The following is a 19,829-nucleotide window of genomic DNA, read 5'->3' on the forward strand; positions in this document are numbered from 1 at the left end:
GGAGTATAGTTATGAGCGGATGCAGTGGTTGTTCTTCTGCGGCCCCGGATGGAAGCTGTTCCAGCAGCGCCGGCTGTCAGCCGGGTGATGAAAAGCTTCAGAAAACGCTTGGTCGTATCAAGAACAAGATAGTTGTCATGTCCGGAAAAGGCGGCGTGGGTAAAACCACCGTTGCCACCAATATAGCAGTGGCCCTCTCCCTGCAGGGCAAGAAAGTCGGTTTGCTGGATGTGGACGTGCACGGTCCTTCGGTTCCGCGACTCCTTTCCCTCAAGGGTGAAAAGCCGCACATGGGTGACGAGTGCATGGAGCCGGTCCCCTGGAGCAAGAATCTTTCCGTCATGTCCCTGGGCTTTTTGCTGGAAGACGAACGTCAGGCTGTGATCTGGCGTGGACCGGTCAAGGTCGGCCTGATCAAGCAGTTCGTGGAAGACGTCATGTGGGGCGACCTCGACTATCTGGTCGTGGACTGCCCTCCTGGCACCGGTGATGAACCCCTTTCCGCACTCCAGACTCTCGGCCCCACCGCGCTGGCAGTTGTGGTCACCACCCCGCAGGGCGTGGCCATCGACGACGTGCGTCGCTCCCTGTCCTTTGTCGGTCAGGTCGGCAACCGCGTGCTCGGTCTGGTGGAGAACATGTCCGGTTTCGCCTGTCCCGATTGCGGTTCCGTACATAACATCTTCAATTCCGGCGGTGGCGAAGAACTGGCCAAGGAAGCTGGCGTACAGTTCCTCGGTCGTATCCCCATGGACCCGGAAGTGGCTCACTCCGGTGACGAAGGGTTCCCCTTCATGAAGGTTCACAAGGAGACCGCCACCGGCAAGGCCATGGAGGAGATCATCCGTCCCATGCTGCATCTGCCGGATATGTCCAAGCTGGAAAAGTAGTAGTTGTTCCGAATTCAAAAGGCCCGGGAAGCATCAGGCTTTCCGGGCCTTTCTTGTAGGGAATCCGAACCTGATACTGTCTGCGCCAACCATGTGCCGAGTTTGACACATCACTTCACCAGCGGTCTGAAAAGAGGTACCATTGCGTATGCCCAAACATCTGAAACATCTTGTCACGTTTGCCGCTGTGATCATCATCGGCTCGTTTCTTGTTTTTCTCTATAACTGCATTGTCGGGCTTTCCGGCTTTGCCGGTCGGATAAATCCTGCGCTGGAACCATGGCTGTTCTGGACGTTGAGTGCCGTTGCCGGTGGCTTGGTCCTGTGGTCCATGGCCGTGGCATTCATGCGGCCGCGACCAATGATGGTCCATGAGAATCCCACGGAAAAGGAGATGGAGGATTTTCGCCGCATCCTGCTGGGGCGGTTGCGCAAGAACAAGTATTTGCGTGATGCGGAAGTGGTCATCAATGACGCCTCGGAAATGGATCATGCGCTGGCGTATCTTAAAGAGAAGGCGGACGAAGAAATCCGATCCACGGCCAAGCGGGTCTTCATCAGCACGGCCATATCCCAAAACGGACGCCTTGATGTGCTGGTGGTTCTGTATCTGATCACGCGCCTGAACTGGCGCATTGCCAAGCTCTACAATCAGCGCCCCCATTATCGCGAACTCATGAACCTCTACGCCAATGTGGCGATCACCGCCTTTGTGGCGGGCAGCCTCGAAGACCTCGGGCTGGAGGATCACGTGACCGAACTGATGGGACCGCTTGTGGGAGGCTCCGCCATCGGAGCGGTGCCCGGAGCGCAGGCCATATCCTCGACCATCACCAACTCCGTGCTGACCGGATCGGCCAATGGTCTGATGACTCTTCGGTGCGGTATTCTGGCTCGGAACTACATGAGCCTCAACCTTGATTCCAAAGGCAGCATGCGGCGTAATGCGACCATGGAAGCATCTCGGATGTTCGTATCGATGAGCGCCGAGACCGTGACCTACGTCACCCGGAAGCTGGTCAAAGGCACCACCGGGGCCATGAAGTCGGGATCGGCTCGGGCTGTTCGAGGCGTGACCGGTACCGTAACCGGAACGGCAGAAGCCGTGGGCAGTGGTGTGCGCAAGGTCGGTCAGGGAGTGAAAAGCAGCGCTTCTGCTGTAGGAGAAACAGTGCGAAGCGTGGGTGACCGTTCAAAGCAGAGCGTGCGTAAAGTGAGCGATGGAACCCGTCAGGCCGTCAATTCGACCACCGGAGCCGTGAAGTCTGCCGTGAGCTCCATCGGCAAGCAGGCCAAGGATACCGTTTCTTCCGTGAAGGAGGGGACGCGCAAATCAGGTCAGAAAGCCGCAGATGGCGCTCGTAAGTTGCAGGAGACAACAAGTTCTCTAAAGCGATCGGCTGAAACGGTTATTGAAAAAAGTGGCAAGACCGTCGCTGATTCACGACGAAAGACCGGCAAGGCACTGTCTGACATCAGCAGTTCGCTCAAGAAAAAACGGGAGTCGGCATCGAAACGGATTCGCGGGTTGTGGAAGCGATCCAGGCAGTCAGAAGACGACGCTGAATAATCCACCCCTCTAAAACGAGAAAAGCCTCCTTGCGGAGGCTGACGTTTTCTCGGTGCAAACAAAAGGAAGATGCTTTCTATATTGCACTCGGCGTGCCAAGTTTGAGCATAAAACAAATAAAACTTAAAAGCCGTTGTTTTACAGTTGTTTGCACTCAACCTGTTCCCCGCGGCAGTGGGGCAGGAAATACCGGAGTGTGTACAAAAAATTTTACCCACTCCATTTTCACTGACCTGGGGACAAAATTTTTGAACTGCTGGCCTTGGTGCAAAAAAAAGAAGCCCGCACAAGCGGGCTTCTTCATTTTCAATGGGTGTCACGAGAACATTTCGTCATCGTGAGAGCCGCCTCATTTGGCGGCAAGTCGTTCTATGCTTTGTCCATGGCGCGTTTGAACGCATCCTTGGCGCGCAAGATGACATCTTCGCCCACGCAGAAGGCGAGGCGGAAGTAGCCGGGGCAGCCGAAGCCGGTGCCGGGAACTGCCAGAATCTTTTCCTCCTGCAGGGTGGCGCAGAAAGCGACATCATCGCCGCCCGGAGCCTCGGGGAAGAAGTAGAAGGCGCCCTTGGGCATGGTGTAGTTGAACCCGGCGTTGTCGAGCACTTCAGCCATGGCCTTGCGGCGTTTGTCGTAGATGGAAACATCCACCGAGCTGCCAAGAGCCTTGCCGAGCAGCTTCTGAGCCAGTGCCGGAGCATTGACGAAACCGAGAATGCGGTTGGACATGATGATGGCGCCCATCAGCACTTCCTTGCCTTCGATGGCCGGATTGATCAGGGCATAGCCTACGCGCTCGCCAGCCATGCTCAGGTTCTTGGAGAACGAGGAGCAGACGATGGAGTAGCGGTAGATGTCGAGAACGCTCGGCACTTCCACGCCGTCAAAGGCAAGGAAGCGGTATGGTTCGTCCGACAGAATGAAAATGGGGCGTTCCCGCTTGGCATTGTGCTTTTCGAGGATGGCGGCCAGCTTTTCCAACTCTTCACGGCTGTAGACTGCGCCGGTGGGGTTGTTGGGGGAGTTGATCAGGACTACGCGGGTCTTGTCGTTGATGGCTGCATCGATGGCGTCGAGGTCCAGCTCGAACGTCAGCGGCTTGGATGGGATCGGTTTGAGCTGTGCCGCATGGTTGTCGGCATAAAATCCATACTCAACGAAAAACGGGGCCGGGGTGATGATCTCGTCACCGGGTTCGAGCACGGCGCGGAACACCGAGTTGAGCGCTCCGGCAGCGCCGCAGGTGATGACCAGACTGTCGGCCGGGACTTCAACACCCTGCTCTTTGGAGACTTCCTCGGCCAGACGCTGGCGAACATCGGGGTAGCCGAAGTTGGGCATGTATCCGAGGAAGAATGGCTGATCAGCCTCATCGGCCAACTCGGCGAGGGTCTCCTTGATGATGGACGGCGGCGGCAGGTCGGGATTGCCGAGGCTGAAGTCGTGTACGTTTTCCGCACCGAACTCCTGTTTCAGCTTGATCCCTTCTTCAAACATTTTACGAATCCAGGACGCCTTTTTAATATATCCGGTCATCTGTGATGAAATGAGCTGCATGAAAATCTCCTTATGGTCGAATTGAAGCCGCCACTGTACGGCAAAGCCACGCCGCTCGCAACAATGCAAGGGGGTGGCGTCGAAAGGGGGCTAGAGAAAAAGTGCGAAGCCAAGTCCTGCGGCGAGTTCGCCCAGGAGTACCGAGCAGCCAAGGAAATCGCCGTTCACGCCGTCCACGCGGGTGGCGAGGCGATAGAGCGCGTACATGGCACAGGTGGCGATGAACATGGCGCTCAAGGTGGTGATCGGCCCGGCCATGAATACACCGAGAATGAATGTGGAGCCGGAAGCAATGAGCGTGACCGGCAGGGTGGCCCCGTCCATGTAGAGCTTGCCCAGGCCCGGACGGGCAAGGTGGCGCACTACATAGGCGAACCCGACACAGGCAGCGCGTCCGAGCACAAACGCCCAGGCCACGGCAGCGTATGCACCGGCGGCCAGCATGGTTTCGAAAAGGATGATCTGGCCGACGATGGTCAGGCACAGGCCGATGATCGCAAAAGCCCCGGCCCGACTGTCCTTGATGACTTCCCAAAAACGTTCGGGGTCGCCATGGGTGGTCACGGCGTCACAGACATCCCCCAGCCCGTCAAAGTGAAGCCCGCGGGTGAGGTAGACATTCAGCGCCGTGATGAGAAAGGCCTGCGTCCATGTGGAGCCGGAAAACATGCCGAGCCAGAAAGGAAATACCAGAACAACACCGAGAATGAGCCCCACCGGCATCATGTATGCCATGCATCGGTTCATTTCCTGTTCAGTCACAATACGCGCCGGAGCGAGTCGGGTCAGAAAACCGAGGGTGTTGCCAAGCGATCGGATCGAAAACATTATTCCTCCCAGGTCAGGGTGAGTTGATCACCCATGGACAGTCCCAGTTCTTTGGCAGCGGAATGCTGGTTCATGGCTATTTCGAGAAACCCCTGACTGCCTTCAAGCAGCCCGGGCATGCCATCAGGCATTTCTGCATATGTGGTGACGTACGCCAGGTCGAAGCGGGATGGCGATTGCAGGTGCAGGCGCGAGATGTTGGGAACACTGGCTGCTTCGAGATTCAGCACGCAGTTGCCGAAACGATCGATATGCAGCACGTGACACCGCGCTGACGTTTCCTTCACTTCAGGAGCGGACCAGTCGCAGCGCACTAGTGACGCTGGATCAATTTCACCGCCAAGCCCGGCCGGGTTGCCGCCCAGGGCGAGCCATGCCGCCAGCGGGGCGAATACATCCCGGCCATGGAAGGTGTGCGAAACCTTGTTCGGGGCTTCCACGGCCTTGGTGAGGTCATAGGCGCGTACCTGATTGGTCCACGATGAAGACAGAGCCAGCGAAAGCAGTCCGTTGTCCGGTGCAATGAGCAGTCGCTCGTCCAGTTGCAGGCCAACGATTCGCCGGTCTGTGCCCACACCGGGATCGACCACGGCAAGGATCACGGCGTCTTTGGGAAAGTGCACATGGCTGGCTGCCAGAAAGAATCCGGCTTGCGCCACGTTGAAAGGGGCCACGTCATGGGAAATATCGATGATCGTGCAGGCCGGAGCCTTGCCGTTTATCACCGCTTTCATCTGGCCGACATACGGATCGGAAAGCCCGAAATCAGTGAGCAGTCCAATGGTGCGCGGCGGTGTTTCCTCTTTGCGTGGCGTGAACATTGTTACCTCGCCTTAATATATTTTTCTGGCCGAGAAACCCTGCCCCTGTACGTGGAACCCGGACCCCATGATGAAGAAGGCGTCGGGATCACCGGCGTAAACCAGCTCTTCCAGCTCCTTGAGTTGCATGGACGAGATCATGGTCAGGATGACCTTCTTGTTGGTGCCGGACCAGCCGCCCGTGCCATCAAGGACGGTGACGCCGCGGTCAAGGTCTTCAAGGATGGATTTCTTGATCGCTTCATACTTGTCGGAAATGATGATGCACATCATTCGTTCCGAGAACATGCCCAGCACGTACTCGATGCTGATGGCGATGACGAAGGTCATGGCGATGGAGTACAGGACGATGGTCATTTCAAGATAGATGAACCCGCCGATGAAGCCGATCATGTTGAACCAGAACTCGAACGAGCCCATGGACATGTTGAATTTTTCCTTGCACAGCACGGCCAGAATATCCGCACCGCCGGTGGAACCGAGGGAGCGCAGGGCGACGCCGACGCCTGCGCCCATGAGTCCGCCGCCCGTGAGCACGGCCAGCCAGATATCCTGGATAGGCAGTTCCCAGGGGATGATGTCAATGAAGATGGAAGTGGCGAACATCCCGTAGAGGGAATAGAAAAAGAATCGACGGCTAACGAAAACCCAGCCGAGTACGAATACCGGCAGGTTCAGCAGCAGATACCACTGACCGGTGCTCAGCCCGCCGAACGCATAATAGCAGAGCAGGGCGATACCGGACATACCGCCTGTGAGCAGACCATGAGGGACGGCCACTGCCTTGACCGAAAAAGCGATCAGGAAAGCCCCGAAGGTCAGCATCATGATATTCCACGGCACGCCGAATGTCAGGCCGCGCAGTGTGGTTTTGAAGTTCTTTTGTTGCATAGTGTGTCTCCGCCCATTTTTCTAGCGACTTTTGTCAGCGCTGGAAACCTTTATTGCACACTTTTTGCGATATGTATGAACACTTGCGCATGCATGGAAATGAGAGTAGAAACGGAGTCCGGCAGTCATGCGAGGGGCAATTCGCATGGCATGTTTCATCAAAAAGCTGAGGGGCAATACAAATGGAACTCACGGATTTAATGCCGGTAGAGGACTGGGTTGCGTTGCAATACGAACTGCATGATCGGTTCGGGCTGAACGCAGATGTAGTGAACAGCAAGGGGCAACGTCTGGCCGGAAATACCTGGGGTAACGAACTGTGCCACAAGTTGCGTGCAGACAGTAAAGGGTACGGGGCGATCTGCGCCACGGCCGGGATGATGTTCACGCAAATGGTACAGGAAGGGCAGCCGTTCGTAGAGGAATGTGACGCCGGGATGACCCGGATTTCCGTTCCGATTGTGGTTGATGGCGAGCACCTGGGTGCATTGGGTGGTTGCGGCGTCGTGGCCGAAGACGGCGAAGTGGACGGGTTTACCATCGGCATGATGAGTAATCTCTCCGAGGATGACATCAGCCAGACAATAGAAACGGTGTCCACGGTTTCTTACGAGAATATTCAGGAAATTCAGGACTACATAGAAAGTCGTCTGGCATCCCTGTCATAAGCAGACAGCCGGGATGTCCGGTCATGCTTTTCCCTCCTGTGCAGGGAAGGTCGGCCCGCCTGTGCGCCATGTCCGCTCGATAGATCGGGTATGCCGCATGGGCGGTTATCGCATGATTTTACAGCCTCCACACAGTCGTGTAGAGGCTGTTTTTTTGTATGGGTGCCAGAAATGACAAAGGTGGGGCATCATGGAGATCGTTGTTGGAGTTGAGTCGGATTACCAGGAAATCGTTGCTGTTTGGGAAGCATCTGTCCGGGCTACCCATGACTTCTTGGCTGAAGAGGATATTCAGTTTTTCAAGCCGCTGATTTTGAATGAATACCTTGCAGCCGTCACGCTCTATTGCGCTAAAAACGAAGATGGCACTATTCTCGGTTTCATTGGTGTGGCCGAGCACAATGTCGAGATGCTGTTCCTTGCTCCAGAGTCTCGTGGCAAAGGGATAGGTAGGGTGCTGTTGCAGTTTGCGATCAACAATCTCGGCGCGACAAAGGTTGACGTGAACGAGCAGAATCCTTCCGCTGTCGGCTTTTACGAACACATGGGCTTCAAGGTCGTAGGCCGTTCACCACTGGATGGAATGGGCAAGCCGTTCCCTCTCCTTCATATGGAACTGTAGCGACAACATCTGCGGCGATGGCAATTTGTTGGTGAGGGTTGCACTTGTTGCACATGATTGCCACTCTCTAATGGATTGGCTAGGGCCGATGCATGCAGATCAATGAATCCCCCCGCGAACGCCTGACACCTGTCCAATTTCGCCTGTTGCTCCAGGCGGCCTTCACGCTTTTCAATATCTATGTGGGAATCCGATTCGCGGCGTTCCTGTCATGGGCTCTTGGTAAATCGGAAGTATTCGTAGCCAAACCCGGTGCGGTCGAGGGTTTTCTGCCCATCAGTGCGCTGCTCGGATTGCGCCAGTGGCTGTCTACGGCGGAATGGGACCCTGTGCATCCGGCAGGGCTGACCATTTTTCTGGCAATCGTGACCATGGCCTTCCTGTTTCGTAAGGGATTCTGCGCCTATATCTGCCCGGTGGGATTCATCTCCAACCTCATCGACAGGGCGGGCCGCCGCCTGAAACTGTCCCGCGTCCCCCGGCCATGGGCAGACTATCCGCTGACCGGCATCAAATACCTCGGGGTGGGCTTTTTCAGCTACACGGTCTTCATCTCCATGGACCTTCGTTCGGTACAGTCCTTCCTGACAGGACCGTACAACATGGTGGCCGACGCCAAGATGATGGCCTTTTTTACCGACCCGTCCACCACATCGCTGATCGTCGTGACCGCCATCGTGCTCCTCAGTCTGGTCATTCGTAATGCGTGGTGTCGCTACCTGTGTCCGTATGGCGCACTACTCGGGCTGTTCTCCTGGCTCAGTCCGACTGCCGTGACGCGTGACGAAGAGCGGTGCATCGGGTGCGGCAAATGCACCAAAGGATGCCCCGGTGCCATCAAGGTGGAGGAAAAGAAGATCGTTCGCTCGCCGGAATGTATCGGCTGCATGGAATGCGTGGGCCACTGTCCTGTTGACGATTGCCTGACCGTGAAAGCCGCCGGACGATTCCGCGTTCACTGGCTGACCGTCGGCATCTGTTCGGTGGCCGTGCTGCTCCTTTTCTGGGGATGGGCCAAGCTGACAGGTCACTGGGACTCGGAAATGCCACCCTTCATGTTCAAGCGGATGTATTCCATGTTTCTCGGTGCTGTATAAGTGATTTACTGCTGGCCGCTTGCCGTCATTTTGAGACCGTTCGCCATGAAAGGTTGAGAAATAGTCATTTTTTATCTTGACTGTTTTGGTCGAAATTGTTTGTAAATCAATCGGCTGCACCGTATTGCGTCCGCGTTCATTGCGTCGAGGACGTAAACCGTGTATGCAGGCCGGACATAAACGAACCGGTTTGTAGCGGTTGGTAAACAGCCATATCCAAGGAGGATTGCTCAATGTACGTCGGTCTGAAAATGCTGCGCGACTTCGTCAAGGTCACCCCGAACACCCTGGTCAAGGACGCCCAGAAACAACTGGAGGACAGCAAACTCTGGATGCTTCTCGTGGTTGACGACAGCGGCAAACTGGTCGGCTACGTTCGCAAGGAGGATATCTCCGCGGCCCTGCCGAGCATCATGACCTCCCTGGAAAAACATGAACTGAACTATCTGATGAGCAAACTCACGGTGGAGAAAATCTACCGCACCGACATCAAGACCGTCACCCCGGAGACCGAAATCGAGGGCGCGGCGGACATGATGTATGAGATGAACCTGGCCGGACTGGCCGTGGTCGACAAGGAAGGAGAACTCATCGGATACATCAACCGAAGCGTCATGCTCGACGTCCTGTCCGAAGAGATGGGATACCGCGAGGGCGGCAGCCGCATTACCCTCGAGGTCGAAGATCGCTCAGGCGTTCTTTATGAAGTCGCAGGCGTTATTGCCAATATGAAGATGTCCATCATCTCTACTGGCACATTCTTTTATAACGGACGCCGCGTCGTGGTCGTCCGAATAGATACCGAAGACTCGTCTCCCGTGGCCGCCGCGCTGAAGGAACGAGGCTACAAATTGGTCGCTCCCGAAGATTTTCAGGGAGAATGGACCTAAGGGTCTGCTCACAACTCGATAGTGCAGGACCGGGGGCGGTGTTACAGGATTCACCCACCGGCCGTACAAACATCGTGAACATGGGGTAGGTTCTCAACCATAATTGCAGGATTATGGCCTATCTTGACGTCAGTGACGTGACACTCACCTTCAAAGGCATTGCTGCCCTCATGGGTGTGTCCTTCACCGTGGAGCAGGGAACTATTGCGTCCCTGATCGGCCCCAACGGCGCCGGTAAAACCTCCATGCTCAATTGTATCAGTGGTCGCTACATCCCCGACGGGGGCGCAGCCGGCCCGTGTTCCATCAAACTCGACGGCGAGTGTCTGCTCTCCATGCCCGCGCATAAACGCACGGAGCTGGGGCTTTCACGTACCTTCCAGAATATTGCCCTGTTCAAGGGGCTGTCCGTTCTCGACAACCTTATGGTCGGGCGGCACAGCCGGATGAACTACGGTATCCTTTCCTCGATCATGTATTGGGGCAAGGCCGTTCGGCATGAGGAAGCCCATCGCCGCCGTGTAGAAGATGTCATCGACTTTCTCAATCTTTCACCCTATCGGCACCAGCATGCGGGCCGCCTACCCTATGGCGTGCAGAAACGGGTGGAACTAGGACGCGCACTTGCCGCCGAACCCAAACTCATCCTCCTGGATGAGCCCATGGCCGGAATGAACCTCGAAGAAACCGAGGACATGGCCAGGTATATTCTCGACATATCCGAAGAATGGGGAGTCACCGTGCTCCTCGTTGAACACGACATGGGAGTTGTCATGGACATCTCCGACAAGGTCGTGGTCATCGATTTCGGTCAGAAAATTGCCGAGGGGTCGCCGGACGAAGTGCAGGCAAACAAGGACGTCATCGCCGCGTACCTAGGTACCGAAGAAGCGACGTTCACAGGGAGATAAAATAACAAGGCCCGGCTCCTGTTTCAGGAGACGAGACACATTTCAGACATACGGACGGACATATGGCATCTTATACAACAACGTTGCCCAGATTGCTCATCAGACAGGCCCACGAACGCGGCGACAAGCCCGCTATCCGTGAAAAGGAGTGGGGCGTCTGGCAGACGGTCAACTGGCGCGACAACCTCAGAATTACGGCGGAATTCGCCTGCGGCCTCAAGGAATTGGGGTTTGGCAAAGGCGACATCGTCATCCTCATCGGCGACAACCGGCCCGAATGGATATGGGCGGAACTCGCCATCCAGGCACTCGGCGGCATGGCCCTGGGGCTCTATCAGGACTCGCCCGCAGAAGAAATCGAATACATTTTTGCCCTCGCCAACTGCCGACTGGTAGTGGCCGAGGACCAGGAACAGGTGGATAAGATCCTCTCGTTCCGGGAGAACCTGCCTGCCCTTGAGCACATCGTTTACCATGATCCCAAGGGACTCGTCGCGTACGAAAAGTCGGTCGACGGACTCAAGGATTTCGATGCGGTTCGCCGCAAGGGACGCGAGGCACACTCCGAACCGGTGGAAGATTACAAGCGATGGGTCGGGGAGCTGAATCCCGACGACCCCACGTTGATCACCACCACATCCGGCACCACTGGCCGCCCCAAGCTGGCCATGCTGTCCCACGTCAACCTGCTTTCCATGGCGCACAACCTGGGCAAGGTGGACCCCAAGCACCCCACGGACGAGTTTGTCTCGTTCCTGCCGCTGGCATGGATCGGCGAGCAGATGATGGCGGTGGCTTCCGCGCTGCTGTACGGCTTTTGCGTCAACTTCCCGGAGACGCCGGTCACGGCGCAGTCGGACTCCCGTGAGATCGGGCCGCACTTCCTGTTTTCGCCGCCTCGCGTTTACGAATCCATCGCTGCCAAGGTGCAGGGGGATATCATGGAAACCACGCCCTTCAAGCGGTTTCTGTACAATCTCTTCCTGCCCATCGGTCACGAGTATGTGGATACGCTGTTTGCGGGCGAGAAACCCTCGGCACTGCTTCGGTTCAAATACTTTATTGCGGATCAGGGGCTGTTCCGCGCCCTGCGCGACCGGCTCGGGTTTTCCAACATGCGGTCAGCCACCACGGGTGGCGCGGCGCTGGGACCGGATATCTTCCGCTTCTTCCACGCCATCGGCGTCAATTTGAAGCAGATTTACGGACAGACCGAGATCGCCGGCATTTCATGCATTCACCGCGAAGGCGAAGTGGATTTCACATCGGTCGGGGCACCCATCCCCGAGACAGAGGTGGAGATCTCCGAGGAAGGCGAAATCCTGTCGCGGTCACCGGCGGTGTTTCTCGGCTACTACAAGAACGAGGAAGCCACGCGAGAGACCGTTACCGAAGACGGCTGGCTTCTCTCCGGCGATGCCGGATACTTTGACGACAACGGACGACTGGTTGTCATCGATCGCCTCAAGGACGTGATGTATCTCAACGACGGCACCCAGTTCTCGCCTCAATTCCTGGAAAACAAGCTCAAGTTCTCGCCGTTCCTGCGCGAGGCCGTGGTCATGGGTGGCAATCGTGACCACACCGCTGCCATTCTCTGCATCGACATGGCTATTGTGGGCCATTGGGCGGAAACGGAAATGATCACCTACACCACGTATCAGGACCTTGCTGCCAAGGATGAAGTCTACACACTGATACGGGAAGAAATAGCCAAGACCAACGAAACACTACCCGAAGAGACGCGCATCAGGCGGTTTTGCCTGCTCTACAAGGAGCTGGACGCCGATGACGGCGAGTTGACCCGAACCCGCAAAGTGCGGCGCAAGGTCATCAATGACCGGTACGGCGAGTTGATTGACGCGCTGTATACGGATGTTTCGGGCGTGAACCTGAAGACACAAATCACCTATCAGGATGGTCGGGTTCGTGAAATGGGCGGTCAAATCCGCATCGAGGACATGGAGGCGTAAGTGGAATATTATCTGCAACTTATCGTTAACGGACTGGTCGTCGGCAGTATCTACTCGCTGGTGGCCCTCGGGTTCGTCATTATTTATAAAGCGACCAAGGTCGTCAACTTTGCCCAGGGTGAGCTGGTCATGGTGGGTGCATACATGTGTTTTGCGCTGACCGTGCAGTTCAACATCCCGTTTGTCTGGGCATTTTTCATGACTCTCGGCTTCTCGGTGATGCTCGGGCTGGCTATTGAGCGAATGGTCCTCAGACCACTCATTGGTGAGGAGCATATCTCGGTCATCATGGTCACGGTGGGTATGAGTTCCATACTCAAGTCACTGGTGCAGCTTTTCTGGGGAACGCAGATTCGCGTTTACCCGCAGGTGCTGCCAAGCGAACCCATCATTGTTGCCGGACTGCCCATTGCTCCGGTCTATATCGCGGCCTTTGCCCTCTCGCTGGTCCTGTTCGTCATCTTCTCCGCCTTCTTCAAGTATTCGCGAACCGGCGTCGCCATGCGTGCCACGGCGTTTGATCAGCAGGCTGCCCAGTCCATGGGTATCGGCATCAAGAACATCTTTGCCATGAGCTGGTGCATCGCGTGCATCGTTTCCGCTGTGGGCGGCATCATCCTCGGCAACATCAATGGTATCAACTCCCAGTTGGGTCATCTTGGGCTGAAAGTCTTCCCGGCGGTTATCCTCGGAGGGCTGGATTCCCTGCTTGGCGCAGCGCTGGGCGGATTGATTATCGGCGTGCTGGAAAACGTCTGCGACGGCGCGGCCCGACAGCTGCTTGGTCTTGGCGGATTCCGCGAGGTGGCGGCGTTCATTGTTCTGGTCATCATCCTGATGATCAAGCCGTACGGGCTGTTCGGAACCAAGGAAATCGAACGGGTCTAACCCCAAGGGATTATGCATGATGAATATATCCAACGAACAATTGGGGTGTGATATGACGACCTTCTCGATCAAGGCGGGAGACCGCGTGATTGGCCCGGGTAGCGTTCAGGCGACAGGAGGCGACCATGCAGGGTAAATGCGGGTTGTTCTTCACGTCCTATCAGGGCGAGGCGCAACTGTTCCATTCGGGGTTCCAAAAGCTGATGATCGGCGGATTCCTGCTCGTGTTGCTCGCAGCACCGGCGGTGTTGAATATCCACCTGACATCCATAATGAACATGATCTTCATCGCCACTATTGCGGCGGTGTCGCTCAACCTGCTGACCGGTGTCTGCGGGCAGATATCTCTTGGGCATGGCGCCTTCATCGGCGTGGGAGCGTACGCGGCAGGGCAGTGTACACTGCACGGTGTGCCGTTTCCGCTGGCTATTCTGACGGCCGGGCTGGTTACCGCCATGGTCGGTATGGTCTTTGGCGTACCGTCCCTGCGGCTCAAAGGCATCTATCTGGCTATTGCGACACTGGCCGCACAGCTGGTGCTTGAATATGTGTTTCTGCACGGCGGCGCATTGACCGGTGGCTCCAACGGGCTGCTGCTCGATCCGCCTGTCATGTTCGGGTTCGTCTTCGATTCGGAAGCCCGGATGTACTACCTGCTGCTGTTCTTTGCAGCGGCATCATTGCTGATGGTCTCGAACATCATGCGCACCAAGTATGGGCGTGCGTTTGTTTCCATTCGCGACTTTTACCTGTCTGCCGAAATCGTTGGCGTGAACCTGTTCAAGTACAAGCTGGCCGCCTTTGGCATCAGCTCGTTCCTGGCGGGTGTGGCCGGCGGTTTGTGGGGACATTACACCGGATACATCTCTGCGGAGCAGTTCAATATCGGCCTTTCCATTTCCTATCTTGCCATGATCATCATCGGCGGTCTGGGGAGTGTGCTGGGGTCCGTGTTCGGCGCGGTCTTCCTGACCCTGTTGCCCGAGCTGCTCAATGTGATTTCCAATGGTCTCGGCGGCTACTTCCCTGATATAACGCAATACATCGTTGCGCTCAAAGATGGCGTGTTCGGGTTGGTTCTGATTCTGTTCCTCATCTACGAACCGGAAGGACTGGCTCACCGCTGGCGGCTGCTCAAGGCCTACTGGAAACTGTATCCGTTTGCCCATTAGGGCGTGGCACAATCCCGCTTCGGGCGGGTTCATCATACAATGGTTGTTCCGTTCAATTTGAGCGGACATGAACACCTCAATTCTTCAGGAGAACCACAATGAGGGTTGAAAAAATCATAACCGCAGTCTGCATCATGGTCCTGGCCGGTCTGATGCTGGTCGGCTGCGGAGGCGAAGAACAGAAACCGGCTGAAAACAAGGAAACCGCAGCGCAGGCTCCGGTCAAAGTGGGCGGGTTGATCGACCTGTCCGGGCCGACATCGTCGGTTGGCGTACCGTATTCCGAAGGGCTGAAGGATGCGGTTCAGTACATCAACGACAACGGCGGCATCAATGGTCGTCCCCTTGAGTTCGATCTTCAGGATACGGCCTACAACGTCCAGCAGGGATTGTCCCTGTACAAGAAAATGGTCAACACCGATAAGGTGGTGTGCATTCAGGGATATGGATCGGCCGTTACCGAAGCATTGATCAGAAATCTGGCCAAGGACAAGGTGCCCAACTTTTCGGCATCCTACTCGGCGCATCTGACTGACCCGAAAAAAGCCCCGTACAACTTCTTCATTGCTGCGGACTACACCACACAGTTGCGTGCATCGCTGAAGTATTTCCGTGATACATGGACCGAAGAACGCGCTCCCAAGCTGGCCTTCATCTACCCGGATCACCCGTATGGCCTCGCTCCCATCAAGGGCGGCAAGGAATACGCCAAGGAACTGGGCTTTGAACTGGTCGGTGACGCCAACGTATCGCTCAAGGCCATCGACGCCACCACCGAGCTGTTGCCGCTCAAGGATACTGCCCCGGATTTCTGCTGGATCGGCGGTACTACGCCGTCCACTTCGGTCATCCTGAAGTCGGCCAAGAACATCGGCATGGAGACCACCTTCTTCACCAATATCTGGGGTTCGGATGAGAACCTGTTCAAGCTGGCCGGTGACGATGCCAACGGCGCCTACTCCAACCAGTCGGCTGCCGTATACGGAAAGGATGTCCCGGGCATGAAGATCATCGAGCAGTACACCAACGGCGAATCAAAGATGACGCACTACACTCGCGGTTTCGTTTCCATACTGGTCATGGCCGAAGGAATGAAGCGCGCCGCCGAAAAGGGCGAAGTGACGGGTGAGGCGATCAAGGATGCGCTGGAAACCCTGCGTGACTACGATCCCATGGGACTGTCTCCGGCCATTTCCTTCTTCCCGGATGATCACCGACCCAATATGGCGGTCTTCATTTATACGGTGAAGGATGGTCAACTGACCTTTGTGGAAGAGGAAAACCTTGACCGCAGGGTCGACTGGCTCGGTCACTAGAAGAATTGAGATATACCCCGGAGACCTGTGGGTCTCCGGGGCTGCTTCATGGTGAAATCCATGCGGGCCGCTGTCGAAACCCGGCTGCGGCATGTGGAACGTATATGCTGGCTTCAGTCCTCGGTTGATGGGTGATTGGAGCGCGGGAGGCATCCCTTGAGTGATATTTTGAAGGTTGAAAACCTGGAAGTGGTCTACAACGATGTGGTGCTGGTCCTCAAAGGCCTGTCCCTGTCCTGCCCTCGCGGCGAGATCACGGCCCTGCTTGGCGCTAATGGCGCAGGAAAATCCACCACGTTGAAAGCCATCTCCGGTCTGCTCGAAACCGAAGACGGCAAGGTGACCGATGGGTCCATTGTCTACAACGATGAGCCTATACAGGGCATCATCCCCGAAAAGATCGTCCGTAAAGGCGTGTTTCAGGTCATGGAAGGGCGGCGCATTTTCGAGGATCTGACCGTTGAGGAGAATCTCAAGTGCGGGGCGTTCACGCGCCCCCGTTCCGAGATCGCCGGGTCCATGGAAAAGGTCTACGATTATTTCCCCCGCCTCAAGGAGCGTCGCAAACAGTTGGCCGGATACATGTCCGGTGGTGAACAGCAGATGTGCGCCATTGGTCGCGCCATCATGGCCCGTCCTGAGTTGCTGCTCCTTGATGAGCCGTCCCTCGGGTTGGCTCCCATGCTTGTGGAAGAGATTTTTGACATCATCAAGAAGTTCAACGCAGCCGAAGACGTCACGGTGTTGCTCGTGGAGCAGAATGCTCGCGCCGCACTGTCGGTGGCGAAACAGGCGTACATAATGGAAAACGGGCGCGTGGTGATGGATGGAACGGCCACGGACCTGCTGAACAACCCGGATGTGCAGGAGTTCTATCTGGGTATGGGGCAGAGTGGCGACAAGCGCAGTTACCGGGATGTGAAGCACTATCGTCGTCGCAAGCGTTGGCTGGGATAGTCTCCTATCCTTCGGGATGTCGGCCCGCGAATACAGATTGTGTACGTTAGGGTATTTCGGAAATCCTGATAGAGATTTGCGATGATTTGTCGTATTATTACCCATGGTGGAAAAATAGGGTTTTTCATGGGCTCGGGAACTGAAGGCAAAGCGCAGCATCCCGAGTTCCGAAGAGACACTGAATGTACGGTGGAGGGCTGTTGGGACGGCGGTTGCCGGTTCTGATTGTCGGAGGTTGTTCATGTACTATACTGAGTTTGAGACCGAGGCCCGCGAAAAGCGGATGAAACGCAAGTGGAAAGGCGTTCGTGAAGTGTTGTTCGAGGCGGAAAAAGCGTCTGCCGAGTTCCGCAACCGCCTGTCCACCCTTGGCGCATGCGTCAAGGATATCAAGGGGTGGGAGGATTATGGTAAGATTCCGCCCTTGCGCAAGCAGGACATCATCAGTTGGCAGGAAGAGCACGGTCTGGAGTGGTTCCTCAACTGCAAACCCGGAGAGCTGAAGCGTATTTATCAATCTCCCGGTCCCATCTTTGATCCCGAAGGCACGGAAGAGGATTACTGGGCATGGTCCGAAGGATTCTTCGCGGCCGGTTTCCGTCCCGGTGATCTGGCCCAGATGACGTTCTCCTACCATTTGACCCCGGCCGGATTGATGCTTGAGGAGCCGCTGCGCGATATCGGCTGCGCGGTCATCCCGGCTGGCCCCGGCAATACCGACAAGCAGATCGAGCTGATGACCCGCCTTCCTGTCACCGCCTTTATCGGCATGGCGAGTTATCTGAAAGTGATCGGTGAGAAAGCCCTGGCTGCCGGTCTTGATCTGAAAGAGGATTTTTCTCTGGAGAAGGCCTACGTCGCTGCCGAGCCGCTCCCGGAAACGCTACGCGCTGAAGTGGAAGAGATGTTCGGCATCACCGTGCGTCAGGGATATGGCACCGCTGATGTCGGGTGCATTGCCTACGAGTGCATGGAACTTGGCGGGATGCACCTCTCCAACTACCGGCACGTGGAAATTTGCGACCCGGTAACGGGCGAGCCGCTTCCTGATGGTGAGATCGGGGAAGTGGTGGTGACGCCGTTCTTCACGGATTATCCGTTGGTGCGCCTTGCCACCGGCGATTTGTCGTCCATCGATACATCCATGTGCGGCTGTGGTCGAACGGCCCGCAAGCTGACCGGCTGGAAGGGCAGGGCCGATGATACGGCCAAGGTCAAGGGACAATTCATTTATCCGGCTCAGGCTGCTTCGGTCATGCGGCTGTATCCCGACGTGTCAAACTGGCAGGTCAGAGTGCGTAATCCCGATGGACGCGATGCGTTGATCGTGTTACTGGAAACAAGCGTGGATTTGGACACCAAGGCGTTTGCCGAAGATTTTCAGTCCACCATGAAATTGAAGCCTCTCGTCGAGACCGTTGCGCCCGGTACCATACCGGATGCCGCTCCCCGGCTCGTCGATGAAAGGACTTTCGATTAAACCCGGCTATTAGCTGGGGTTGCGGTCCTAATCGAGTGGGTCGGTGCATCGGTGCATCGGCCCTTTTTCTTTGTCTAGTCGTACGAACTCGCTTCGTAAAGTCTCTTCATATTTCAGTCAAAAAAGCGGCAGGAGTCTCACTCCTGCCGCCTTGTATTGTTACTGGCTCATGCCTTGGGGCCAGACGTAGTAGAATCCGGCTCTGGGTGGCATGATCAAATCGGTATCCACACCCAGCAGGTTCAGTTTTTCACCGCCTGTTGCCGTCATGGTGTTGTACGGGTTGTCGTTGGGGTACATGTCGCGACGGTAGGCAACGATCTTTGCATCGTCAGGCAGATTCGCCAGCGAGCGAGCCTTGGCAAAGGCGTCCTGCATGTAGCCCACCTGATCGATGAGGCCGAGGGCCACGGCCTGCCCTGCGGTGAATACGCGCGCTGTTTTGACCACATCCATGCTGGTTGAAGACAGCGAGCGGTGCTTGGCGACCAGCGCGTGAAAGCGTTGGGCATAGTCGTCTATGATCGCCTGAAAGAGGATGGTTTCTTCTTCGGTGGTGGGGCGGAAAGGCGACCCCATGTCCTTGTCCCTGCCGGATTTGGACACTTCAACTTCGACACCGACCTTATCCAGCAGCCCGTACACCTTGGGCCGCATGAACACGACGCCCACGGAACCGGTGATGGTGGTGGGATGGGCCATGATCCAGTCGGCCGGAAGCGCTGCATAGTAGCCGCCCGAGGCCGCCACATCGAGCATGGTCACCACGACCTTCTTGCCGGTGCGCAGCTTGAAATCATCTATCTCGTGATAGACGATATCCGATGCCGTGGTGGTCCCGCCGGGGGAGTCGATGGCGATGATTACGCCGCGTACATCGTCGTCGTTTTCGGCCAGATCAAGGGCGCTGACCAGCTCCTGCAACTGGCTGGGCTTGGAGCGCAGCGCACCCTGTTTGGGCTGGGTCTGCAGGAATCCGGTCAGGTGGATCAGGGCGATTTTCCCGTCCCCTTCACCGTCGATCACGAATTCCTTGAGCGGTTCGGTTGTGGGGGCAGCGAAAATTTTCAGTTTCGGGGCACAGCCGGGCAGGATGCTCACGGCGAGCAGGGCGAGGAGTATGTATCGTAGCATTGGGACCTCCATGGTTATCGATTGCAATTGTTCCAGACTACGCGGCACAAACCGTCTTGCCAAGGTGGTAATGGGAAAACTGTGGAGGTGTGGCCCGGGTGGTATGCGAGTCAGCGTGGCGACATGAAAAAAGCCGCCTGAGAGGCGGCTTTGAAAATACATGT

General features: G+C 56.4%; 18 protein-coding genes. 13 read left to right on the top strand and 5 right to left on the bottom strand.

The window, feature by feature from the left end; translation table 11 throughout:
• The first annotated feature begins 11 nt into the window (after positions 1 to 11).
• Both DPRO_RS12770 and DPRO_RS12775 read left to right on the top strand, forming a co-directional pair.
• A complete protein-coding gene (locus DPRO_RS12770) occupies positions 12 to 890 on the top strand; it encodes an Mrp/NBP35 family ATP-binding protein (RefSeq protein ID WP_097012397.1) in 879 nt (292 codons plus the stop codon).
• Between the two features lie 148 nt (positions 891 to 1,038).
• Complete coding sequence (locus DPRO_RS12775; protein ID WP_097012398.1) at positions 1,039 to 2,460, top strand: DUF697 domain-containing protein; 1,422 nt, start codon at positions 1,039 to 1,041, stop codon at positions 2,458 to 2,460.
• 369 nt (positions 2,461 to 2,829) lie between these two features.
• Here DPRO_RS12775 and DPRO_RS12780 read toward each other — a convergent pair whose 3' ends face one another.
• From DPRO_RS12780 to DPRO_RS12795, 4 genes are all read right to left on the bottom strand, one after another.
• The gene (locus DPRO_RS12780; RefSeq protein ID WP_097012399.1) at positions 2,830 to 4,017 is read right to left on the bottom strand and encodes a pyridoxal phosphate-dependent aminotransferase; all 1,188 of its coding nucleotides are present in this window, start codon (positions 4,015 to 4,017) and stop codon (positions 2,830 to 2,832) included.
• Between the two features lie 90 nt (positions 4,018 to 4,107).
• Positions 4,108 to 4,845 carry an adenosylcobinamide-GDP ribazoletransferase gene (locus tag DPRO_RS12785; RefSeq protein ID WP_097012400.1) on the bottom strand — a complete coding sequence of 246 codons (738 nt, stop codon included), beginning with the start codon at positions 4,843 to 4,845 and terminating at the stop codon, positions 4,108 to 4,110.
• A complete protein-coding gene (locus DPRO_RS12790) occupies positions 4,845 to 5,666 on the bottom strand; it encodes an SAM hydrolase/SAM-dependent halogenase family protein (RefSeq protein WP_097012401.1) in 822 nt (273 codons plus the stop codon). The genes DPRO_RS12785 and DPRO_RS12790 overlap by 1 nt, the downstream gene beginning before the upstream one ends.
• Positions 5,667 to 5,678: 12 nt before the next feature.
• On the bottom strand, positions 5,679 to 6,557 hold the full coding sequence (locus DPRO_RS12795; protein ID WP_097012402.1) for a YitT family protein: 879 nt from the start codon (positions 6,555 to 6,557) through the stop codon (positions 5,679 to 5,681).
• A 182-nt stretch (positions 6,558 to 6,739) separates the two neighbouring features.
• Here DPRO_RS12795 and DPRO_RS12800 point away from each other — a divergent pair, with 182 nt between their 5' ends.
• The 11 genes from DPRO_RS12800 (at position 6,740) to DPRO_RS12850 (ending at position 18,531) form a co-directional block, all read left to right on the top strand.
• Positions 6,740 to 7,225, top strand: coding sequence for a PocR ligand-binding domain-containing protein (locus tag DPRO_RS12800; protein ID WP_097012403.1), 486 nt, complete (start codon positions 6,740 to 6,742; stop codon positions 7,223 to 7,225).
• A 190-nt stretch (positions 7,226 to 7,415) separates the two neighbouring features.
• Positions 7,416 to 7,847, top strand: coding sequence for a GNAT family N-acetyltransferase (locus DPRO_RS12805; RefSeq protein WP_097012404.1), 432 nt, complete (start codon positions 7,416 to 7,418; stop codon positions 7,845 to 7,847).
• A gap of 92 nt (positions 7,848 to 7,939) precedes the next feature.
• The gene (locus tag DPRO_RS12810) at positions 7,940 to 8,944 is read left to right on the top strand and encodes a 4Fe-4S binding protein (RefSeq protein ID WP_097012405.1); all 1,005 of its coding nucleotides are present in this window, start codon (positions 7,940 to 7,942) and stop codon (positions 8,942 to 8,944) included.
• A 233-nt stretch (positions 8,945 to 9,177) separates the two neighbouring features.
• Positions 9,178 to 9,834 (top strand): CBS domain-containing protein, encoded by a 657-nt coding sequence (locus DPRO_RS12815; protein WP_097012406.1) that lies wholly within the window; start codon positions 9,178 to 9,180, stop codon positions 9,832 to 9,834.
• 113 nt (positions 9,835 to 9,947) lie between these two features.
• Positions 9,948 to 10,745, top strand: coding sequence for an ABC transporter ATP-binding protein (locus DPRO_RS12820; protein WP_097012407.1), 798 nt, complete (start codon positions 9,948 to 9,950; stop codon positions 10,743 to 10,745).
• A 62-nt stretch (positions 10,746 to 10,807) separates the two neighbouring features.
• Positions 10,808 to 12,718, top strand: a complete 1,911-nt coding sequence (locus DPRO_RS12825; protein WP_097012408.1) for an AMP-binding protein — start codon at positions 10,808 to 10,810, stop codon at positions 12,716 to 12,718.
• A complete protein-coding gene (locus DPRO_RS12830) occupies positions 12,719 to 13,606 on the top strand; it encodes a branched-chain amino acid ABC transporter permease (RefSeq protein WP_097012409.1) in 888 nt (295 codons plus the stop codon).
• Between the two features lie 125 nt (positions 13,607 to 13,731).
• Positions 13,732 to 14,778 (top strand): branched-chain amino acid ABC transporter permease, encoded by a 1,047-nt coding sequence (locus DPRO_RS12835; protein WP_097012410.1) that lies wholly within the window; start codon positions 13,732 to 13,734, stop codon positions 14,776 to 14,778.
• A gap of 98 nt (positions 14,779 to 14,876) precedes the next feature.
• Positions 14,877 to 16,094, top strand: coding sequence for an ABC transporter substrate-binding protein (locus DPRO_RS12840; RefSeq protein WP_097012411.1), 1,218 nt, complete (start codon positions 14,877 to 14,879; stop codon positions 16,092 to 16,094).
• A gap of 156 nt (positions 16,095 to 16,250) precedes the next feature.
• Positions 16,251 to 17,051, top strand: coding sequence for an ABC transporter ATP-binding protein (locus DPRO_RS12845; RefSeq protein ID WP_097012412.1), 801 nt, complete (start codon positions 16,251 to 16,253; stop codon positions 17,049 to 17,051).
• Positions 17,052 to 17,292: 241 nt separating this feature from the next.
• Complete coding sequence (locus DPRO_RS12850; RefSeq protein ID WP_097012413.1) at positions 17,293 to 18,531, top strand: phenylacetate--CoA ligase family protein; 1,239 nt, start codon at positions 17,293 to 17,295, stop codon at positions 18,529 to 18,531.
• A 159-nt stretch (positions 18,532 to 18,690) separates the two neighbouring features.
• On the opposite strand, the gene sppA is transcribed toward DPRO_RS12850, so the two are convergent.
• On the bottom strand, positions 18,691 to 19,665 hold the full coding sequence (gene sppA / locus DPRO_RS12855) for a signal peptide peptidase SppA (RefSeq protein ID WP_097012414.1): 975 nt from the start codon (positions 19,663 to 19,665) through the stop codon (positions 18,691 to 18,693).
• Positions 19,666 to 19,829: the final 164 nt, after the last annotated feature.

It is taken from the genome of Pseudodesulfovibrio profundus (genome assembly GCF_900217235.1).
In the GTDB taxonomy this organism is placed as follows: Bacteria; Desulfobacterota; Desulfovibrionia; order Desulfovibrionales; family Desulfovibrionaceae; genus Pseudodesulfovibrio; species Pseudodesulfovibrio profundus.